Origin of the sequence: Acinetobacter sp. (assembly GCF_041911495.1) — a bacterium.
Lineage (GTDB): Bacteria > Pseudomonadota > Gammaproteobacteria > Pseudomonadales > Moraxellaceae > Acinetobacter.
In genome coordinates, this window is record NZ_JAYROT010000031.1 from 1 (window position 1) to 20987 (window position 20987).

14 protein-coding genes and 1 pseudogene are annotated in these 20987 nt (G+C 42.5%); 9 read left to right on the forward strand and 6 right to left on the reverse strand.

Going from position 1 to position 20987, the window contains the following annotated elements; translation table 11 throughout:
- Window positions 1-235: 235 nt before the first annotated feature.
- Window positions 236-1156, reverse strand: coding sequence for an ABUW_2363 family tetratricopeptide repeat lipoprotein (locus tag ACE3PQ_RS03710; protein ID WP_374295357.1), 921 nt, complete (start codon window positions 1154-1156; stop codon window positions 236-238).
- 305 nt (window positions 1157-1461) lie between these two features.
- Window positions 1462-2973: an aldehyde dehydrogenase family protein gene (locus tag ACE3PQ_RS03715; RefSeq protein ID WP_374295327.1), complete on the reverse strand. Its 1512-nt coding sequence runs from the start codon at window positions 2971-2973 to the stop codon at window positions 1462-1464.
- 199 nt (window positions 2974-3172) lie between these two features.
- Here ACE3PQ_RS03715 and ACE3PQ_RS03720 point away from each other — a divergent pair, with 199 nt between their 5' ends.
- The 4 genes from ACE3PQ_RS03720 (at window position 3173) to ACE3PQ_RS03735 (ending at window position 9930) form a co-directional block, all read left to right on the forward strand.
- The gene (locus ACE3PQ_RS03720) at window positions 3173-4348 is read left to right on the forward strand and encodes a transcriptional regulator (protein ID WP_374295328.1); all 1176 of its coding nucleotides are present in this window, start codon (window positions 3173-3175) and stop codon (window positions 4346-4348) included.
- 372 nt (window positions 4349-4720) lie between these two features.
- Window positions 4721-6427: an AAA family ATPase gene (locus ACE3PQ_RS03725; protein WP_374295330.1), complete on the forward strand. Its 1707-nt coding sequence runs from the start codon at window positions 4721-4723 to the stop codon at window positions 6425-6427.
- An 814-nt stretch (window positions 6428-7241) separates the two neighbouring features.
- Complete coding sequence (locus ACE3PQ_RS03730; protein ID WP_374295332.1) at window positions 7242-8051, forward strand: formate/nitrite transporter family protein; 810 nt, start codon at window positions 7242-7244, stop codon at window positions 8049-8051.
- 160 nt (window positions 8052-8211) lie between these two features.
- Window positions 8212-9930 carry a protein kinase gene (locus tag ACE3PQ_RS03735; RefSeq protein ID WP_374295334.1) on the forward strand — a complete coding sequence of 573 codons (1719 nt, stop codon included), beginning with the start codon at window positions 8212-8214 and terminating at the stop codon, window positions 9928-9930.
- Window positions 9931-10039: 109 nt separating this feature from the next.
- Here ACE3PQ_RS03735 and ACE3PQ_RS03740 read toward each other — a convergent pair whose 3' ends face one another.
- Window positions 10040-11227 (reverse strand): S1C family serine protease, encoded by a 1188-nt coding sequence (locus tag ACE3PQ_RS03740; RefSeq protein WP_374295336.1) that lies wholly within the window; start codon window positions 11225-11227, stop codon window positions 10040-10042.
- A gap of 470 nt (window positions 11228-11697) precedes the next feature.
- Here ACE3PQ_RS03740 and ACE3PQ_RS03745 point away from each other — a divergent pair, with 470 nt between their 5' ends.
- The 4 genes and pseudogenes from ACE3PQ_RS03745 to ACE3PQ_RS03760 all read left to right on the forward strand — a co-directional run bounded on the left by ACE3PQ_RS03745 (window position 11698) and on the right by ACE3PQ_RS03760 (window position 16449).
- On the forward strand, window positions 11698-13203 hold the full coding sequence (locus ACE3PQ_RS03745; RefSeq protein ID WP_374295338.1) for a M48 family metalloprotease: 1506 nt from the start codon (window positions 11698-11700) through the stop codon (window positions 13201-13203).
- Window positions 13204-13269: 66 nt separating this feature from the next.
- A pseudogene (locus tag ACE3PQ_RS03750) lies at window positions 13270-13650 on the forward strand (GFA family protein).
- 176 nt (window positions 13651-13826) lie between these two features.
- The gene (locus ACE3PQ_RS03755) at window positions 13827-14993 is read left to right on the forward strand and encodes an ATP phosphoribosyltransferase regulatory subunit (RefSeq protein ID WP_374295340.1); all 1167 of its coding nucleotides are present in this window, start codon (window positions 13827-13829) and stop codon (window positions 14991-14993) included.
- A 136-nt stretch (window positions 14994-15129) separates the two neighbouring features.
- Window positions 15130-16449: an adenylosuccinate synthase gene (locus tag ACE3PQ_RS03760; RefSeq protein WP_374295342.1), complete on the forward strand. Its 1320-nt coding sequence runs from the start codon at window positions 15130-15132 to the stop codon at window positions 16447-16449.
- 75 nt (window positions 16450-16524) lie between these two features.
- Here ACE3PQ_RS03760 and ACE3PQ_RS03765 read toward each other — a convergent pair whose 3' ends face one another.
- From ACE3PQ_RS03765 to ACE3PQ_RS03775, 3 genes are all read right to left on the reverse strand, one after another.
- A complete protein-coding gene (locus ACE3PQ_RS03765; RefSeq protein ID WP_374295344.1) occupies window positions 16525-16827 on the reverse strand; it encodes a hypothetical protein in 303 nt (100 codons plus the stop codon).
- 41 nt (window positions 16828-16868) lie between these two features.
- On the reverse strand, window positions 16869-18983 hold the full coding sequence (locus ACE3PQ_RS03770) for a TonB-dependent copper receptor (protein ID WP_374295346.1): 2115 nt from the start codon (window positions 18981-18983) through the stop codon (window positions 16869-16871).
- Window positions 18984-19102: 119 nt separating this feature from the next.
- Window positions 19103-19621 (reverse strand): DUF2946 domain-containing protein, encoded by a 519-nt coding sequence (locus ACE3PQ_RS03775; protein WP_374295348.1) that lies wholly within the window; start codon window positions 19619-19621, stop codon window positions 19103-19105.
- A gap of 240 nt (window positions 19622-19861) precedes the next feature.
- Between ACE3PQ_RS03775 and sohB the strand changes: the two genes are divergently transcribed.
- On the forward strand, window positions 19862-20824 hold the full coding sequence (gene sohB / locus ACE3PQ_RS03780; RefSeq protein ID WP_374295349.1) for a protease SohB: 963 nt from the start codon (window positions 19862-19864) through the stop codon (window positions 20822-20824).
- The last annotated feature ends 163 nt before the right edge of the window (window positions 20825-20987 follow it).

Genomic DNA, 20987 nt, shown 5'->3' on the forward strand with positions numbered 1-20987 from the left:
ATTACTGAGTGTTGTGCCGACTTTTTGTTCTTTAACACTCACCACCTGACAACCTGTCAAACCGAGCATACTAATACTTAGCGCAACAAGGAGAGATTGTTGAAACATGAAATACCCCATCAAAATTTATTCAATTTTAAGGGCAGATTATGACACTTTTATTCCATGAGATGAATATAAAAAAGCCAGTTCGTAAACTGGCTTTGTAAGTATGATTTTGATCTTCAAAACAGACTTAACTGCCACGCTGCCACACGTTATAGCGACCACCTGATTCAATCTCTGTCACAAGACGGTCAACGATCGCAGATTCAGTAGGGTATTTCACTTTGTAATTCTTCAAAGTGGTCACGGCATTTTTCTTTTGTTCCATACTCAAGTAGTTGTTTGCCATCGAAAGATGTGCTTCTTGAATATTGGCTTCCATTGCAGTCTTCAAATAAGGAGTTGCTTCTTTGAATGCACCACCTTCAGATAAACCAAAACCTAACCAAAAACTGGTTTCAGGATCATTTGGCTTCATCTTCAGCAAACGTGTCGCATAGCTAAGTGCTTTAGGTCCATAAGTTTCACTCATATCAAGGTTACGTGCCATATGGCTTGCTTTTGCTGCACGAAGCAAGATGTCATAAGAAGCATTCGGCTGAACTGCATAACGATCAAGAGTATGAATGATAGATTTTAATTTATCCGTCATCCCACTTTTCTCACGTTTGACATCAAAGCGTGTAGGGTAATGACGTGCTTTACCTTCTAAAATCGTTAAAAAGTCATCAATATCAGTGACATCTAATTCGTTATCTTGAGCAATCGCTGCAAATTTCAAGGCTTTGTTATTGCTATTGGCAAGAGGAATAATAAAACGATTTTTATCTAAAATGATTTCTTCTGAGTTTGGATTATTAGGATCAGCTTTTACACGAAGTTTGGTCAGTGGTGCATTGATTGACTTTTGTAGATTGACTTCGAACTCTGGCGGCGCAGTATAGTCTGTGGGATTCAGTGCATAATAAGGCGCAGAAACTTGCGGTTCGGTGTAGACGATTGGTTCAGGTTCAACGGTTTTTTTTGGCTCAACTGGTGCAGGTGGCGTCATTGTACATGCACTGACAAAAAGACTCAAAGCAGTGAAACTAAAAATTGGTTTTATTTGCATCATTTTTTCTCATCAAACAATTTTAAAAGATCGAGTTTAAGGAATATTTTTTTTCTTCAATCATAGTTGCGTAAATCAAGTAACTGATTGTATAAAAATATGTAATTCAATCTCGTGTGGTGATTAGCTAAAATTCTAAGAACTGATTCAAGCATAATGTGAGAGTTAATATAATTGAAAATTAATATTGGGGTCTAGGTAACTTTAGCACAGATCAAAAGCCAGTTATCTATGCAACTGGCTTTTGATTTGAAACTATAGTGCTGTATTGGTTAGACACTAGAAAGATTGTGATAAATGATTGATCAGAAGAACCCAGCAGGCTTGGTCGAATAGCTCACCAACAAGTTTTTGGTTTGTTGGTAATGGTCAAGCATCATACGGTGATTCTCACGTCCGATACCTGATTTTTTGTAGCCACCAAATGCTGCATGGGCAGGGTAGATGTGATAGCAATTGGTCCATACCCGACCTGCTTGGATTGCACGACCTGCACGGTAGGCAGTATTTCCGCTACGTGCCCAGACACCAGCACCTAAGCCATAAATTGTATCATTAGCGATTTTCATCGCATCATCGAAGTCTTTAAAGGTTGCGACAGATAGTACAGGTCCAAAAATCTCTTCTTGGAAAATTTTCATGCTGTTATTGCCTTTGAAGATGGTTGGTTCGATATAGAAACCTGTACCGACTTCATTACGTGCTTCGCCACCTGTGAGGAGTTGCGCACCTTCTTCACGTCCAGTATTGATACAACCTAAGATTTTGTCCTGTTGCTCTTGAGAGGCTTGTGCGCCGATCATGGTTTCGTTATCTAGTGGATGACCTGTTTTAATGCGTTTGACACGCTCTACAGCCATTTCTAAGAATTGATCTGCAATGCTTTCTTGTACCAATGCACGTGATGGGCAGGTACAGATTTCACCTTGATTCAAGGCAAACATCGCAAAGCCTTCAAGTGCTTTGTCGAGATAATCATCTTGCTGATCCATAATGTCGGCAAAGAAGACGTTTGGTGATTTACCGCCAAGCTCAAGTGTCACTGGAATGATATTTTCAGTCGCGTATTGCATGATTAGCTGACCGACTTGAGTTGAGCCTGTAAAGGCGATTTTGGCAATCCGTGGATTGATTGCCAGTGGGCGACCGACTTCTGCGCCATAGCCATTTACGATATTTAATACACCTTCGGGTAGTAAGTCTTGAATCAACTCAGCCAAGATCAAAATGCTTACGGGGGTTTGTTCAGCAGGTTTGAGCACGATACAGTTGCCTGCTGCAAGCGCAGGAGCAAGTTTCCATGATGCCATGAGGATTGGGAAGTTCCACGGAATGATCTGTCCGACCACGCCAAGCGGTTCATGATAATGGTAAGCCACCGTATCTTCATCAATCTCAGAGATGCCACCTTCTTGCGCACGGATACAGCCTGCAAAATAGCGGAAATGATCAATCGCAAGTGGAATGTCAGCAGCGAGAGTTTCACGAATCGGTTTACCGTTGTCCCATGTTTCTGCAACGGCAAGGGTTTCTAAATGTTGCTCAAGGCGATCGGCGATTTTTAACAACAGATTTGAGCGAGTTGTTGGAGAGGTGCTATTCCACTGTGCTTTGGCAGCGTGTGCTGCATCTAAAGCGAGCTCAATATCTTCGGCACTTGAACGTGGGATACGGGTAAATGCTTCACCATTCACAGGTGAGATATTGTCGAAATATTCTCCTTTTACTGGTGCGATCCATTTCCCACCAATAAAGTTTTCGTACTGTTTTTTAAACTGGATTTTTGATCCTTCGGTATTTGGGTCAGCGTAGCGCATGGTTCACATCCTTTTGTCTAAAGTACATTGTTAAATTCTAATGATCCCTCTTATACTGTAGATTGGACTTTCGATATGCTAGATACGTATCGTTGAAGTCTCAAACAGTGGATCATGAGATTAGCCTAATCAATCTCAGGTTGGGAAAAGGTAGGAACGAGTTTGATCAAACCATCTACAGCAAAATCAGGATGATCGAATGGCAATAAAAAAAGAGTTAAATCAAAGACGTAAAAATATTGAAAAACTCAAAGTTCAATGTTTGCAAGCAGTCACTGATCATGCTTCGACAGAGGATACGATACTGTATTCATGGCAACGCTCAAGCCAAGCCAAGATCTCAAGTGCGATGCAGGCAGCACCACTGGCAAAAGTGTCAGAAAATATTTCCAATTTAGATCATGCACTAAAAAGTTGTGAACCCGCATTACGTGATATCGCACATCAATCCTCGATGGTAATTGCTGTTGCAGATCAAGCCTCGCAGATACGCTGGGTTCAAGCTAGCCGAAATATGCAAGGTGCATCAGAAAGTGTGCATTTCGTTCAAGGTGGACAGTGGCGAGAGGATTTAGTCGGGACGAATGCGTTGGCATTGTCGCTCTACACAGGCAAATCCAGCTGTGTCTTTTCCAATGAGCATTATATGCATGCGATCCAAGATTGGGTGTGTTATGCAGCGCCTATTTATCACCCATCAACTGGGCAAGTGCTCGGTGTGATAGATTTATCAACGACATGGGATCAGCACAACAGTTTGGGGATACTTGCTGCAGAGCGTTGTTCGCAGATGATACAAGGTGCATTGCGAGAGCAAACCAAGCAACATTTGCAACTCAGCTGTTTTGGTCGTACAAAAGCGCAACTGCAAGGCAAAGCCTTGAATTTGAGTCCACGCCAGTTTGAGATCATTGCGATTTTGACATTGTGCAAGCAAGGGATGAGTTTGGATCAGTTACATCAGGCTTTGTACGGTGAGCGCAAAGTGAGTATGGGTACATTGAAAGCGGAAATGTCACAACTGCGTGATTTGCTCTGTGGCATGCTCGGCTCACGTCCTTATCGTCTACTACTCGATGTCGATGCAGACTTTATCGAGTTGGAAGAAGCCTTGGATCAAGGCGCTTCACACAGCGCATTGCAGCTGTATCAAGGTATATTTTTACCACGAACGGAGAGTCCCTTCCTGACGGCTTGGCGTGATTGTGTCGAATCGAGAATGAGTGAGGTGATTTTTAAAATTGATGATAAAGATTTGCTACTCAAACATTTGTCCCATTTTCCTGATGCGATTGATGCTGTTGAGCGATTGATGGAACTTTTACCTGAAGATCATCTGATGCAACAAAGCTTGCTACGTATGCAGGATCAGTGATGATTTTAAAAGTGATGATTTTAAAAGTGATAATATCTAAATTTTTTTCTAAGTACGATTTGTCAACCACTAGCTATAAATCACAAACTTTGAATTAAAAATTTTAGGCAAAAAAAAAGAAATATCAGCGGTGCTAATATTTCCAAAAAAAAGGGAGTAAGTATCATAGCTCAGCATAGATACTTGAGCCCATTCTATGGATTCGGTTGAAATTCATTTACCTACTTTTACCAAATTTCTTAAAATGAATGGACTTTGATACTCTGAAAACTGATCTATCGTACATCTATCACCACATCGCTGTTGAGATCGGCTACACTAAGCCTGAATTCGATTTTTAGCCATTTTATATTTTTGAATTAAGACGCAACAATGAAACAAGATACCGCATTAAAACTACTCAAAGCTGGAGAAAATGTATTCCTCACAGGCTCCGCAGGCGCAGGGAAAACCTATACTTTAAATCAATATATTCAATATCTTAAAGCACGGAAAATCCCAGTAGCGATCACGGCATCGACAGGTATTGCTGCGACGCATATGAACGGGATGACCATTCATACTTGGGCAGGGATCGGGATCAAAGATCAGCTTGCTGAAAATGATCTCAAGCGCATGAAAGAGCGCAAATATTTGCGTGAACACTTGGAAAAAGTACAAGTCTTGATCATCGATGAAATTTCGATGCTCCATGCCAAGCAGTTCAATCTCGTCAATCAAGTGTTGCAATATTTCAAAGGCTCAGCAGAGGCGTTTGGTGGGATTCAAGTGGTTGCATCGGGTGACTTTTTTCAGCTACCACCTGTGGGAAAAAATGATGAGCTGAATCGAGATAAATTTGCGTTTATGTCTGAGGCGTGGGTGCAAGCTCAGTTTCGAGTGTGTTACCTCAGCGAACAACATCGTCAGTCGGATAGTGTGTTAGATCAAATTCTCAATGCGATCCGTCGCCAAGCGGTGAGTGATGAACAGATTCAAACCCTGATCAATACCAAGCATCAACAGCACGATACAGAGATCGTGACTCGGCTGTATACGCATAATCTCGATGTCGATCGCATCAACGAACAACAGCTCGACACCATTAGCCAAAAGATGCATCGTTTTGATGCAGTGCTTGAGGGCAATGAAAAATTATTAGAAACCTTAAAATCTTCGGTACGTTGTCCAGAGCAGTTGATCCTGAAAAAAGGCGCAAAGGTGATGTTTGTCAAAAACAACTTCGATCTTGGCTATGTCAACGGCAGTATCGGCGAGGTGATTGGCTTTATCGAAGACGAAGAGCTGGGCATGATGCCACAGGTTCGGCTCAATGATGGCTCGTCGATTGCGGTGGAAGCAGAAACATGGTCGATCGAAAATGAAGAGGGTAAAGTCCTCGCCAGTTTGACGCAGATTCCACTGCGTCTTGCGTGGGCGATTACTATTCATAAAAGCCAGGGCATGACGCTTGAAAGTGCTGAAATTGATCTTGCTCGGACTTTTGAAAATGGTCAGGGCTATGTGGCACTATCACGGCTCAAGTCGATTGAAGGATTAAAATTACTGGATTTCAATCCGCAGGCTTTGGTGCTAGATCGCTTGGCGGTGAAGGCAGATGCACGTTTTAAAGAGTTGTCTGATGAAGCAGAGCAACATTTTGCTGAGCTTGATTTGAGCAAACAGCATGAAGCGTTTATCCGTCGCACTGGTGGCATTACCAATCCGAATGAAATTGCACGATTAGAGAAGAAGCTACAAGGGCAAAAGCGAAGCTATAGCAGTGATACTTTGGCAGAAACGCAGGCGCTATATGAAGCGGACTATGATATTGAAGACATTGCCTCAGAGCGTCAACTGACCAAATCCACAGTGATTAATCATTTATCCAAACTTGCCAAAGCAGGCAGTATCGACGTCGAGCGGATTCGTCCTGAAGAAGATGAATTGGAAAAAGTGCGTAAAGCCTATAAGAAAATTCAAAAACGCAATCAAGCCGATGACCTGAATGATGATGGTAGTGTCAAGCTACGTCCGTTAGTCAGTGAAACAGGTTTGGGCTATGAACAGGTGCGTGTGGCGCTGATTTTTGTGGCGTGATTTTGTCAATTTATTTAGGGTCTGTTGACATTTCAACCATGCATTGCGTTATCCGCTAAAACTACAGAAACGAGGCATGAAACGCAGGGAATGTTTACTCCCTTGCCAAGTTTCATAACGAAGTTAATGGCAGTTTTAGCGATAACCTTTTAGGACTAGAATGCTTTTTGACGCTACTTCGTTATGAATGAGTCATTTAGAATGACTAAACCTCCTCATTCCTGCCTCGTATCGCCTAAAAAGCATCCGTAGTTGCAAGCATCTGTGAAATGTCAACAGACCCTAATCTTTGCTCAATAAAATGGATTAATCACGATATTGAAAAAAATCATTTGAGATAGAGCATTATGGTTTATGTTCATAAGTCGGGATTAACCTTCGGTTCGACCTACTTTCCTTTCGGGGAAATGAGAAGCTAAGCTTCGCAAGAAAGCCATTTTGTCAGTCGCAAACTCGGTCAAATACCAAAATTAATCTAATAGTTTGAAAACACGCCAATTTGCTGATGTTGTCCTGCCCTCGAACAATGCGACTGACGTTTCCACGTATCAAATATCTTTTACACCTCCCTCATGACTGGTACATATTACTTGGCTAATATCGCTGAGCTTTTTAAATAAGTTAACTTGATATAAATATTAATGATGGCATAAAGTTTGCTTGTTGTGGGATGGTGAGCAATGGCGCTCAAAACAAACTTCACTACAACATCAAATTTAGGCAAAGGCGCCTTAGGCTGAAAAATGCTTAAGGTGCTTTTTTTCTGATTTTTGATCTTAGATTCATATCAAGTCATTGGTATAAGGGGCAAAACATGTCGTATCTTCTTCCTTCCGAATTTGCAGGAAAAATGGTTGATTCAGGTGAATCAAAACTTTATATGGCGACACGAGATGCCTTAATTCGAGCTTATATGGCAGGTGCTATTTTGGCATTGGCGGCGGTATTTGCGGTGACGATTTCAGTCACTACAGGCATGCCTTTATTGGGTGCATTGTTATTCCCAGTAGGCTTTTGTATGTTATATCTCATGGGTTTTGATTTGCTCACAGGGGTATTTGTACTGACACCTTTGGCATGGCTGGATAAACGTCCTGGAGTGACGATTCCACGGATTTTAAAGCATTGGGGCGTGGTCTTTGTCGGTAACTTTGCAGGGGCTTTAACCGTTGCGTTGTTGATGGCAGTGACGTTCACATATGGTTTCTCAGTGGAGCCAAATAAGGTGGGTATTGCACTGTCGCATATTGGTGAAGATCGTACGCTAGGCTACAAAGAATATGGTGTTGCAGGTTGGTTGACGATCTTTATCCGTGGCATGTTGTGTAACTGGATGGTGTCACTTGGCGTAGTGGGTGCGATGGTATCGACTTCGGTCAGTGGTAAAGTCATTGCAATGTGGATGCCTGTGATGTTGTTCTTTTTTATGGGCTTTGAGCATTCAGTGGTCAATATGTTCCTGTTCCCTACAGGATTGATCATGGGTGGCAATTTCTCCATTATGGACTATTTGCTGTGGAATGAAATCCCTGTGGTACTGGGCAACTTGGTTGGTGGCTTGGCATTCACAGGATTGACGCTATATAGCACGCATGTCCGTACTGCACCGAATCGTCAACTTTAAGCAATCATTTTGATCTTTGAATATTGATCTTAGAATATTCAACTTTGAAAATGTTAAGGTTGAGTAATTTGGTTCTTCTGGTGGTGCACTGATAAGCTGCACTGCCAGTATGTATGAGCAGTGCAATATTCATTTTAAAAATTAACAATAAAGGTGCGACGTGTTAGAGATTGAGATTGGGCAATATTCACATCAAGGTCGTAAAGCTGAAAATCAGGACTTTCACGCTGCATCCATACCGCAAAACTATTTAAGAAAGCATAAAGGCATTGCCGTTGCACTGGCTGATGGGATTAGCAGTAGTAATGTCAGTCAAATCGCCAGTAAAACTGCCGTCAGCAGTTTTCTCAATGATTATTTCTCCACACCTGAAACTTGGACGGTGAAAACATCGGCGCTGCGTGTCATAGATGCAACCAATACGTGGCTCTATGCACAAACTCGGCAAAGCCAATATCGTTATGATAAAGATCGTGGCTATGTTTGCACACTGAGCGCTTTGGTTTTAAAAGGTCAATTTGCGCATCTATTTCATATCGGCGATAGTCGGATTTACCGCCTGCAAGCTGGACAATTGGAGCAACTCACCACAGATCATCGGGTTTGGCTTTCGCAACAGGAAAATTATCTCAGTCGTGCGCTCGGTGTCAGTGCAAAAGTCGATGTGGATTATCAAAATCATCAAATCTATGTCGATGATATCTTTCTACTCATGACCGATGGTGTCTATGAGTTTGTTGAAGCAGAAAAGCTCAAATCATTTTTAGCCTTAGATGCAGACTTAGATCAGATCGCTCAGCTCATCGTCGAACATGCCTTTGAACAGGGCAGTGATGATAATCTCAGTATTCAAGTCATCAAAATCAAACAGCTTGCAGCACAAGAAGATTTTGAAAGTCACCAAGCCACACAACAACTTGCAGATGTGCCTGAGCTGAAAGCAAAAATGCAATTTGATGGGTTTGAAATCGTGCGTGAACTGCATCAAAACCATCGTAGTCGCCTATATCTAGCGACCGATACCACCAACCATGCGCAGTGCGTACTGAAAGTCCCTGCGGTAGAGGTTAAGCAAGATCAACGCTTGATTGAGCAATTCATGCTTGAAGAATGGGTGGCAAAACGCGTGCAAAGTCCTTATGTGCTTTCTGCGTACTCAATGACACGACCACGACATTATCGTTATCAATGTTTGGAGTATGTGCAAGGTCAAACCTTAAAGCAATGGTTGATTGATCAAGGCTTGCCATTACCACTTGGCAAGGTGAGAGGCATCATCGAGCAAGTCGCCAAAGGGTTACAATCCATGCACCGCTTAGAAATATTGCATCAAGATATACGTCCTGAAAATATTATGATTGATGAATTTTTGAATATTAAAATTATTGATTTTGGTGCATCGCAAGTCGCAGGGCTTAAAGAATCTGCACCTACACAAGACGAATTACCACTTGGCGCAATGGCATATCTTGCACCTGAATATCTCGTTGGTGGCTTGATTGGTACACAAGCTGATCAATATGCTTTGGCAGTGATGACTTATTATATGCTAACAGGACAATTGCCATATGGCACAGCCGTAGTGCAAGCCAAGTCGAAAAAGGATCTGAAAAATCTGAAATATATTCCTGCGATATGTTATGTCGAAGAGATTCCATTATGGCTTGATGCCACTTTGCAAAAAGCATTAAGCGTACAGCCTCAGCAGCGCTATCAAGAAATTTCTGAATTTATCTATGATCTACAGCATCCAAATCCGCAATATTTAGGTGCAAAAAAGCCGAGCTTGATTGAGCGTCATCCTGTGAAATTTTGGCAAAGCTTAAGTGGTATTTTATTTTTATTACTGGTTTTATCATTGCTGTGGCGACATATTTGAGCCAAATGTAATCGCATTGAACTTAAGGCTTAATGTACAAAAATGAAAGTGCAAAAAAATGGCTCATGATTTGAGCCATTTTTACTTCTCTAAAGTATTTTAAGTAGGTTTATCTAGGCTGTTGTTGTGGCACAGGTAAGAATTGACCTGTTTTACTTTCAGGACGCTCGGCAATTTTGATCTTGATGTTCAGTTTTTTATCAGCACGTAGAATCACCGCAGGCACTTCGCTATTTGGCTTTTGACGACCGACATACGAGATCAGCTGATTTGAGTTTTCAAAAGCTTGATCATTGATCGACAGTATAATATCGCCTTTTTGAATCCCTGCTTGATCGGCGGGACCATTTTTCAAGACGCCCATCACTTGCACACCTGCATTACTTTCAGTGTTTAATGGATTGGTTTGATTCAATCCACGCACTTCGATACCGAGCCAACCACGTACCACACGACCTTCTTGCAAGATTGAATCAAGCACTTGTTGGCAGATTTGCGCAGGAATGGCAAAACCAATCCCAAGCGAACCACCTGTACGTGAGAAGATCGCTGTATTTACACCAATCAGATTCCCTGCAACATCAATCAGCGCACCGCCAGAGTTGCCTGGATTGATCGCTGCATCGGTTTGAATAAAATCTTCATAAGTATTGATACCCAAACCAGTCCGACCAGTCGCCGAGATAATCCCTTGCGTTACGGTTTGACCTACTCCAAACGGGTTACCAATCGCAAGGACAACATCACCTACGGCATTGCCACTGAGCTTAAATGGTAATACAGGCAAATCGCCGAGCTCAATCTTAATCACCGCAAGATCAGTTTCAGGATCAGTACCAATCACCGTTGCTTTCGCTTTGCGTCCATCGTGCAAACCCACCACGATCTCATCTGCTTGAGCGATCACATGATTATTGGTCAAGATATATCCATCAGGGCGGACGATCACACCTGAACCTAAACTGTTTTGATCTTCAGGCTGAAGCTGTTCAGGAATTTGATCACCAAAAAACTCACGTAAAAATTGCTCATTGATCGGTAAGCTTTGCTGTTGAGAAACTTTTTGCAGGGTAAAGATATTGACCACAGCAGGCGCAGCAACTTCGACCGCACCACTATACGACACCACGCCACCAGTACGGCTAGTATCTATTAGTGGTTCGACATTTTCCGCAGGCATCTTGACGCCATCAGCTGCCACAGGTGGTTTCGGCACCTGCATCTTTTGCCATGCAATGAATCCAACGATCACGATAGCCAATAATAACCACGGCAAAACGACAAATAAACGGCGCACGATGTGTTCCTCAATCCTTCTTAGTAGGGTTTGATCAGCATTGATAAATAGTCTGTAATTTTATTCAAAGCGTTTCAAGATCAAAATGAACGCTTAAAACTTTGATTATTTTAGAACAAATATAAAAATGATCACATCGCTAGGAGGATCGGAATTGTAATGCTTTAGTAAATTGAATCACATTTTTATCAGTTGTTTATAGGTGAAAATTCGAATTTCAGTTTTACAAATCTCTATTGAGTTACATGATGGCGAGTGCTAAAACAATATTATTCTCATAATGAATATTGATGTCTGTGGCTAAGGTGATAACGGTTAATTTTAAAGTATTTTCCAAAAAATATTTTCAGAATACATGTATTGTGCCACTCAGCATACTCTGTCTGAGTATTTCTAATGTTTGCACATCAGCTTATGCGCAAATATCGACAGTAAGTTCTTTAAGTTCCGACGGTTCAAATTCAACGCAATTGCCCAATGATCGAATTATTGAATTAAATCGTTATCCAAATCCAATGCGAAGTGCAGATTCAGGTTACAACTGGGGTGTAATTCCACCAGAGAGCAATCTAAAACAAAAGCACCAGTATCTCGATATTCCCGAAATTGGCAGTGGTGTCGGTTTAATTAGTCGCAATGAAGAACAACGCATCGGTGAGAAAGTCTTACGAGAAGTCCGTGCGAAGCTTCCTGTGCTACAAGATGCTTGGCTTGAAGATGAGCTGAACTATATTTTCAGTGGTGTGTACGGTCAGAGTGGATTAGGAGCGCCGATTGCATTAGTCGTGGTAAGAGATGAGCAGATCAATGCGTTTGCTGTACCGGGGGGACTGTTTGCCATCAATGCAGGTTTAATCTCTTCTGCAAAAAATATGGACGAGGTAGCAGGTGTCATGGCGCATGAAGTGGCACATGTCACACAACGTCATTACAGTCGTTCAAAGGAAAATTTCAAAGGTCAGGGCTTATTGACTATAGCGGGAATATTGGCAGGGATTGCGGTGGCAAGTCAGTCACCTGATGCAGGTGCGGCGGTGATGCTCGGCTCACAAGCGGCGATGTTGGATCGACAGCTTTCCTATAGTCGTGATCAAGAGCGTGAAGCCGATCGTGTAGGAATGCAATATATGGCGATTGCAGGCTATAACCCTGAAAGCATGGCAGATTTCTTTGAAACGATGCATCGCAAAACCGCACAGCTGAGCTTTTTGCCTGACTTTTGGTTGACTCATCCACTGACCGCTGATCGTATGAGTGAGGCTCGACTGCGAGCACGGCAATACGATTACAAATCGACCAACTATACGCTCAATCATAAAAACACTCAGCAAATACTATTTGAATTAATGCGTTGGCGAGTAGCGGTGCTTTCAGGCTATGTAAATCTAACTCAACTGAAAAGTATGGCATCACGGAATCATGGTGCGGCTTTGGCATTGGCACATTACTATATTGAACAATCTCAATATGATGACGCAAAAAAGCTTTTAGAAAGCTTCACGCCACACCCTGTGGAAAAGACTTTGTATCAACTCACGTGGTCGGATTGGTACAAAGCCAATGTGCAATATCAGCAAGCTTTGGATGCAGTATTGCCATTGTATCGAGTGATGCCTGAACATCGTGCCTTAGCCATGCAAGTGGCGGAAATTTATATTTTGCAAGGCAATGGTGATCAAGCCCATCAGATTTTAAATCGCTTGAGTCAAAGCAATCCACGTGACGTAGCAGTTTGGCAAGCCTTACAACGTGCGGAGAATGTGCGCAGTAAAACAGCAATTAATCAAGCGTTTCAAACGATTAATAGCTTACGCTATCGAGCAGAAGCACTGTTTTGGTCAGGTGAAGAAGAGAATGCCATCAAAAGTTTGCTTCATGCAGAGCGGCTGATCAAGGAAAAGGACAATGTGTCCTTGAAAGCCAAGATCGAATCTCGACTTAAATATATGCAAGATACACGGCAGTTGAGGATTTAACGGTTGAATTAAAATTTCGCAATAAAATGATCAATAAAAGGATCAATAAAAGGAAGGAGCATTTAAATGATCAAAGGACAATGCCAGTGTGGCGCAGTGAAGTTTCGCTATGAGGCAGAACTCACGGAAACAATCGTTTGTCATTGTAAGCATTGTCAGATTGCACAAGGTTCAGTCTTTGCATTTAACAGCCCGATAGATGAGCGACTAGTCACTTTTGAAAATGGTAAAGATGCGCTAAAAACGTATTTCTAATCGCAAAATAAGGGGCGAGTATTTTGTCCGTATTGCGGTACACCGTTATATTCTTATCGAACTGATTTATCTGATGTGATTCGCTTACGCTTAGGCATTGTTACCGAAGGGCATATTCCAGCACCTACCAAAGAAATTCATTTAGAAAGTAAGTTGCCATTTGTGGAAATCAATACAATGTCTAGTGAATAATTTATCTAGGCTATACCACATATTTCATAGATAAATTTTTATCCTTAGAAATGAAATGTGTGGGTGCAACGATTTTTAGATCGTGATAAGATAGCTTGCAATTCGGGTATTGCCCGATTTTTTTATGCGACAAATTTGTCGATGTAGTCGAAAAAATTACATTTAGGTCTTCGTACATGCCCATTTCAGAGACATGGTTGCTGCCTGATGGTGTAGCAGATGTTTTGCCAGAACAAGCGCAAGTGATCGAAAACATGCGCCGTCAAGCCTTAGATTTCTTAGCAGGGCGAGGCTATCAGCTCGTATACACGCCATTTATTGAATATTTAGAATCATTATCTTCCTTAAGTGCGCTCAACCAAGATTTGGATTTGGTCACCTTTAAATTGATCGATCAAATCTCAGGGCGTTTGCTTGGTGTGCGTGCCGATATGACACCGCAAGTTGCACGTATTGATGCGCATGTGCGCCCGATTGCGGGTGTGGCACGTTATTGCTATGCAGGAACGACCTTACATACTAAACCACAAGGTTTGGCTGCGTCTCGTGCGCCTTTACAGCTCGGTGCAGAGCTCTTCGGACATGACGGTGTTGATGCCGATCTTGAGATGATTGAAACCATGCTAGGCGTATTGTATAGCGTCGGCATCACTGAAAAACTACACCTTGATCTCGGACATGTTGGTATCTTTAGAAGTTTGGTGAAAATTGCTGGCTTAACCCAAGATCAAGAAAATCATTTATCTGAGCTATATCAACGCAAAGCATTGCCGGAACTCAAAGCCTATACTGCAACCATTCAAAACGGTGCGGACTTTGAAGCCTTAGGTCGTTTGTCAGGTGATTTGGATCAATTAATTGATAGTCTATCGGCTGAAGTACGTGCTGATGCTGAATTTAGTCATGCTTTTGATACCTTAAAATCTACAGTTGAACAAATTCAAAGCCGTTGGTCACAGGTTAGTGTTGGTGTCGATGTGGTCGAGCTGCGTAGCTATCACTATCATACTGGGCTCATGTTTGCTGTCTATGCGCCGAATAATGCCACGCCACTTGCGCAAGGTGGACGTTATGACGGCATTGGTGAGCACTTCGGGCGAGCACGTGCAGCGACAGGTTTTAGTTGTGATTTATACCGTCTAGTTGCGGATCAATTCCAAACGATTGAGATCGTGGTTGCGCCTGCAGGGCGTGATGCTGATTTACTGCAAGCGATTGAATCAGTGCGTGCGAATGGTCAGCAAGTGGTGCAATTACTGGGTCAAGATCAATTGGATTCTGTGCCACAGGCTTCGCATAAGTTGGTGAAAATAGATGCAGATTGGCAGGTTCTAGCGATTTAATCGAGTTGCTGTAAAAGTCCTGTAAAAGATTGATGGTTTTAAAGTTTTAGTAATTCGGGTGATGCACCATTGTTTGAATACAATACAGAGCAGTGTGCATTTTCAAGACAATTTTTAATGATGTAATGAGGCTATTATGGGCAAGAATGTTGTGGTACTCGGTACCCAATGGGGCGACGAAGGTAAAGGTAAAATCGTTGACCTGCTCACAGATCAAGCAGCTGCAGTAGTGCGCTATCAGGGCGGTCACAATGCAGGGCACACATTAGTCGTCGGTGGTAAGAAAACCGTTCTTCACCTCATTCCATCAGGTATTTTGCGTGACAATGTGTTGTGCTTCATTGGTAATGGTGTGGTGCTTTCACCTGAAGCTTTGATCAAGGAAATGGCGATCTTGGAAGAAGAAGGCGTACCTGTCAAAGAGCGTCTGCGTATTTCACCAAATTGTCCATTGATTTTGCCAAATCATATTGCACTGGATCAAGCTCGTGAGAAAAAGCGTGGCAATGCCAAAATCGGTACAACAGGTCGTGGTATCGGGCCTGCGTATGAAGACAAAGTCGCTCGCCGTGCGGTGCGTGTAGCAGATTTGATTCGTGGTGGTGCGGCGCTTGAGCAACAATTGTCAGAATTATTAGAATTCCATAATTTTCAATTGACCCAATACTACGGCGTTGAAGCGGTTGCACTTGAAGATGTGTTGGCGCTTTGCAATGTATGGCGTGAAGTGCTTGCACCGCTTGTCGTAGATGTGACAGAAACTTTGCATCAATACCGCAAAGCGGGCAAGGCGATCATGTTTGAAGGCGCACAAGGTTCGTTGCTTGATGTGGATCATGGTACCTATCCGTATGTGACCAGTTCAAACACCACAGCAGGCGGTGTGAGTTCTGGTTCAGGTATGGGGCCACTGCATCTTGATTATGTTTTAGGCATCACCAAAGCCTATACCACACGTGTTGGTGCAGGACCTTTCCCGACTGAGCTACATTATGATGCAGCGACAGATACAGGTGATGCGATCGGTCGTCATTTGGGTACAGTCGGTCATGAGTTTGGTGCATCAACGGGTCGTCAGCGTCGTTGTGGTTGGTTTGATGCAGAGATTCTACGTCGTTCGGTTGAAGTGAACTCATTGTCAGGGATTTGTTTGACTAAACTTGACGTACTTGATGGCTTAGAAGAAATTAAAATTTGTGTGGGCTATGAGCCAGCGGATTCGGGCTGTGCAGGTTCTTCGGATGCGATCTCTTTTGAGTGCTTAAAACCAATCTATCAAACTATGCCAGGTTGGACTGAATCGACAGTTGGTTTAACCAATATTGATCAACTCCCTGCAAATGCTTTGGCGTATGTGAAGCGTATTGAGCAATTGATTGAATGTCCGATTGATATTGTATCGACAGGGCCTGATCGTGCGGAAACCATTGTTTTACGCCATCCATTTAGTGCATAACTCGTACTAGAATGCCGTATAAATGAAAAAATGCCAGTGTAAAACTGGCATTTTTATTGGTGTAGATAAAATCAATTAATGTGCGTGTTGCTCAGAATGATTCATCTCTGTAGTTGTACCATCTGTGCTATTTCCCTCAGGCATTGCCATTTCAGTGTTTGATTCAAGCGTGGTCGCATTCGCCATTTTGGCATCAGTTGCCGCTTGTTGTGCGGCAGCTTCAGCGGCTTGTTTGCGCTTTTGGCTTGGCATGTAGTCAGGTTCTTGTGAAATGGATAAGAACAAGAAACCTAAAAATAGCACAGCAAAAACAATCGCAATAATCACACCTTTCCAACCAAAGATGGACTTGTCTGATTTTGTATATTCGTCACTCATATTGAGCTCCTTTCTTTAACATTCAAAAAAATTAAAATCACTTAAAACTTCATGCTGACACGAGCCCAGTAATTGCGTCCCGTTTGATTAAACTGTTCATTGCTGGCATAGCCAAATACCGATGCGCCTGCTTTATTGAGGTGTTCAGTATAGGTCTCATCCAAGACATTATCTATACCGAATGCCAGTCCGATCGCAGGATTGATTTGATAATTGGCATTCAGTGACAGGGTATTAAAGGCTTCACTTTCTTGCAGATCATAACCAACAATATTACCTTCGTTTAAGCTAATCCGATCTTGCTTGGCAACCACTCGCCACAACAGTCCAAGACTATATTGATCTGTGACATAGCGTAGATTCAAGCGACCCTCAAGCGGCGCGATCTGTGCTAATGGCGTATTGTCCGTAGTATTTTCTCCCCATGCGTACATGGCACTGAGGTCGGTTTGCAGACGATCAGTAAAGTTGTAGCCCACGCCAAGCTCACCACCTGCAATGGTTGCATCGACATTTTCAGCAAGCGGTCGAGTATTGCCATTATAACGAACCAGAATAAAATCGTTGATCACACCCGCATAAGCCGATGCCCAAGACTTATATTTGCCCGATTGATGTTCAAAACCAAGATCGAGTTGCGTGGTTTTTTCAGTTTCTAGATTATTGAGATTATCGACCATCAGATAACTGCTATTGCCCATCATGTCGGCATAACTGGTTGAGGTGCTATACAGCTCCCAATAGTCTGGACTGCGCTCGACATGACCCACGCCAACATAGCTCTTCAAACCATTGTCTTGATTGTTTTCTAATCTGATAAATGCGCTTGGTAGGGTGTCTTTACGCACTTGATCATTCTCGGCGCTATCGACTTTGACCTGATCAAAACGTAGACCTGTCACCACTTTGTTTTGCGGATTGACTTGATAACTCAGCTCACCAAACGCACCGTAGCTTTGAAAATGCAAATCTTCTTCGAGTGGCATATTCATCGACGGCATGGCGGAGCTTTTCATATCGCCAGCGTGCTTGTTGCGCTGTGAATCTAGCCCTGTGATTAAGCTGAATTGATCCCAATCACTGGTCATAGCAATACGGCTATTCAAGGTACGACGTGTAACCCGAATCGACATTTCATTGGGCATGCTCATTCCCATCATGGTGGTCATCGGCGCATCACGCAGACTGTAATTGTCCATCACATGATCATTAAAACTATAATCAACCTGCGCTTCAATCTTTGAAATTACATCGCTAAAGTTGCGTTTCTCAGCATGCAAGCCCAAACTTTCTCGTTTGAATTGCGAGCCATCCATGCTGCGTCCCGCATAAGCGGATTCACCATCGCCCACACCCGCTTTTAGTTCGAGCCATGTATCCGCATCAGGAGTCCAACCAAGCGCAAGATCACTGCTCCAGCGTTCCCAATTGGAATGAATGGTTTGCCCATCACCATCTTGATAATCTTCAGATTTGGAGCGGTTGGCATTGAGACGTGCATAGACTTTATCGTTGCCCAAAGCCACCTCGACATTGTGATCAATACGCCCAAATGATCCAAGCATTACGCTGGCTTCACCTTGATAGGGTTTATCCTTGTCAAAAGTAGGGGCTTCGCGCTCAAACAGCACCGTCGCTGCAGAACCTGGTGTCGCATATTGCACAGTTTGCGGGCCTTTTATCACGGTGATTTTGTCGAAACTTTCTGGGGAAATATAAGCGGTTGGTGCGTCCATGCGATTTGGGCAGGCACCGAGATTTTCCGTGCCATCGGTAAGCATTTTAATCCGTGAGCCGTACATGCCACGAAAGGTCACATCACCATTGGTTCCGCCATTTTTCACGCTATTAAAGCCCATGATGCTATTCAAATAGGCAGCACCATCAGAGGCAGGCATCGGCTGAACGGTTTGTTTGGCATCGGTTTCCACGATCAAACCATTGGCTTGATTGCCTTGTTGCGCTGTCACCACAATTGGAGAGAGTTGGATCGGAGAAGGCATAACAGGAGTATTTTTAGTCGGCACTTCGGCATGCTGATGGTCATGCGTTTGAGTCGTTTCAGTGCCTAAAGCATTTGCATAGCTGAGCTGAACAGCGGACTGACAGACCAAAGTCATCGCAAACATTAAAGGTTGAGTTTTAAAATTTTTCATAAAAATATTCGCAAAACAATTTTTAAATTCGATCGCAAAACATGGCACGTACTTTTGCACTGGCGTGAATCAGCCAAGGAAAGTGATGTGCATTATTTTGCAGTGAAGTTTTTTTAAAGTTATGCGAATAGTGGCGGGGCACGCCCTTGAGGAATCAGAAATAAACGCTGTAAATAAAAATAAATCGGCGCAAATTGTCGCTGTAAAAACAGCAAACGCACTTGTACACGCTCAAACACTTCTTTAATCCCAAACTCAGGCGGTAAGACTAAGTTGGCATACACTGTACAGTATTGACATTGATGACCTGCATCATGTTGATGTGTACTGTGCGGAAGAGGTTTTGCTTGATCATCCATAGATATCACAAGATGATTAGAGTGTAATGACATTGAGCGTGCATCGTGCGTACTATTTTGATTCTGATCTGTTGTATGCGCTTGATGTGAATACTGATGATTTAATAAATGGTTTGATGTATTTGAATTGACAGAATAATCATGCAACAGTAGCGCACGAGTAATAGTCTCACACACAGGTGAAATCTGATATTGCGCTGGGAGGAGTGGTTGCAGAAAAACCGCAACCTGTAAACAAACCGCAAAACAACTCAATAATAAGCCACTAAAAAAAAGCATGCTTTGATTTGAGCAATGCTGATTAAATTGCTTTTGATTGAAACCGCTAGGCGACATGCGTTGATGAAATAACAACGGCGTTACTCAACAAATCAGAGATTTAAATCGTGTTACATATTATCACACATTGCTATCTACGCCATGAATATTTAATTCCTTAAAAAATAGGCTTGATTTTCTACGGATAGACCTTATAAACGTGTAGACAATATTCATTTTCATTTATGTACTGGACCATCTATGTTATTTCATCTGCCAAAGTTGCCTTCAGAGCTTCGAGTCGTCCATCTCAACCAACGTATCGAACAACAACGTCGTCGTATTGCACAAACCACATTAGGTAAACTTGAACTGTTGCAACTCACCGCACAGCTCAAGCGTGAAGCCTTAGCCCGTAAGAAAAATAATCAGAAAATTTTTGTTTTAGATTTCAAAGGCGATATGAATGCCAGTGCGGTCGAACAGCTTCGTGAAGAAATTACTTTGATTTTAGCCACAGCTAAAGCAGGCAAAGATCGAGTGGTACTGCGCTTAGAAAGTCCTGGTGGTGTGGTGCACGGCTATGGTCTTGCGGCGGCACAATTGGTGCGTCTACGTGATGCGGGTTTTCATCTGACCATCTGTGTCGATAAAGTCGCTGCCAGTGGTGGCTATATGATGGCGTGTATTGCCAATGAAATCATTGCGGCACCGTTTGCGATCTTAGGTTCGATTGGTGTGGTAGCACAGTTGCCAAACTTTAATAAACTGTTAAAAGAACATCATATTGACTATGAGGTGTTTACCGCTGGTGAATATAAGCGCACTGTGACCTTATTTGGTGAAAACTCAGAGCAAGGTCGTGCCAAGTTTGAACAAGAGCTTGAGCAAACTCATGCTTTATTTAAGCATTTTGTCGAAAACTACCGTGCGCAGTTGAATGTCACCGAAGTCGCAACAGGTGAGCATTGGTATGGTGAAGATGCGCTGAAGTTAAAATTGATTGATAAAATCCAAACCTCGGATGCTTATTTGTTAGAACATTTACAGCAACATGACGTCTATGTGCTTAATACTCGCAAAAAGCCAACTTTGGGTGAAAAGCTTGGATTGCAAGCTGCAAGTATTGCTACAGCGATGATGCCGACTTTGGTTGATTCTGCCAAAGAGAGCTTGATGAAACTTTCACAAAAAACAGTTGCTTTCAGAGATCCAAACTTATAAACCTTCAAACATTTTTGTAATCAAAAGCCGCATTCGTGTGGTTTTTTTAATAATTTTTATTATAAGTGGTTTAGTTTTATACAATATTTTTTATATTTTGGTTTTTTGTTAATCATTTTAGTCAGAATTCTTTTGCCTCAATTACACGGATTTTGTTTGTATT

Bases quoted from the DNA above. Each gene is read 5' to 3' on its own strand.
- ACE3PQ_RS03710 (WP_374295357.1), bottom strand. From the start codon at position 1,156: ATGCAAATAAAACCAATTTTTAGTTTCACTGCTTTGAGTCTTTTTGTC.
- ACE3PQ_RS03715 (WP_374295327.1), bottom strand. From the start codon at position 2,973: ATGCGCTACGCTGACCCAAATACCGAAGGATCAAAAATCCAGTTTAAA.
- ACE3PQ_RS03720 (WP_374295328.1), top strand. From the start codon at position 3,173: ATGGCAATAAAAAAAGAGTTAAATCAAAGACGTAAAAATATTGAAAAA.
- ACE3PQ_RS03725 (WP_374295330.1), top strand. From the start codon at position 4,721: ATGAAACAAGATACCGCATTAAAACTACTCAAAGCTGGAGAAAATGTA.
- ACE3PQ_RS03730 (WP_374295332.1), top strand. From the start codon at position 7,242: ATGTCGTATCTTCTTCCTTCCGAATTTGCAGGAAAAATGGTTGATTCA.
- ACE3PQ_RS03755 (WP_374295340.1), top strand. From the start codon at position 13,827: ATGCCCATTTCAGAGACATGGTTGCTGCCTGATGGTGTAGCAGATGTT.
- ACE3PQ_RS03760 (WP_374295342.1), top strand. From the start codon at position 15,130: ATGGGCAAGAATGTTGTGGTACTCGGTACCCAATGGGGCGACGAAGGT.
- ACE3PQ_RS03765 (WP_374295344.1), bottom strand. From the start codon at position 16,827: ATGAGTGACGAATATACAAAATCAGACAAGTCCATCTTTGGTTGGAAA.
- ACE3PQ_RS03770 (WP_374295346.1), bottom strand. From the start codon at position 18,983: ATGAAAAATTTTAAAACTCAACCTTTAATGTTTGCGATGACTTTGGTC.
- ACE3PQ_RS03775 (WP_374295348.1), bottom strand. From the start codon at position 19,621: ATGCTTTTTTTTAGTGGCTTATTATTGAGTTGTTTTGCGGTTTGTTTA.
- sohB (WP_374295349.1), top strand. From the start codon at position 19,862: ATGTTATTTCATCTGCCAAAGTTGCCTTCAGAGCTTCGAGTCGTCCAT.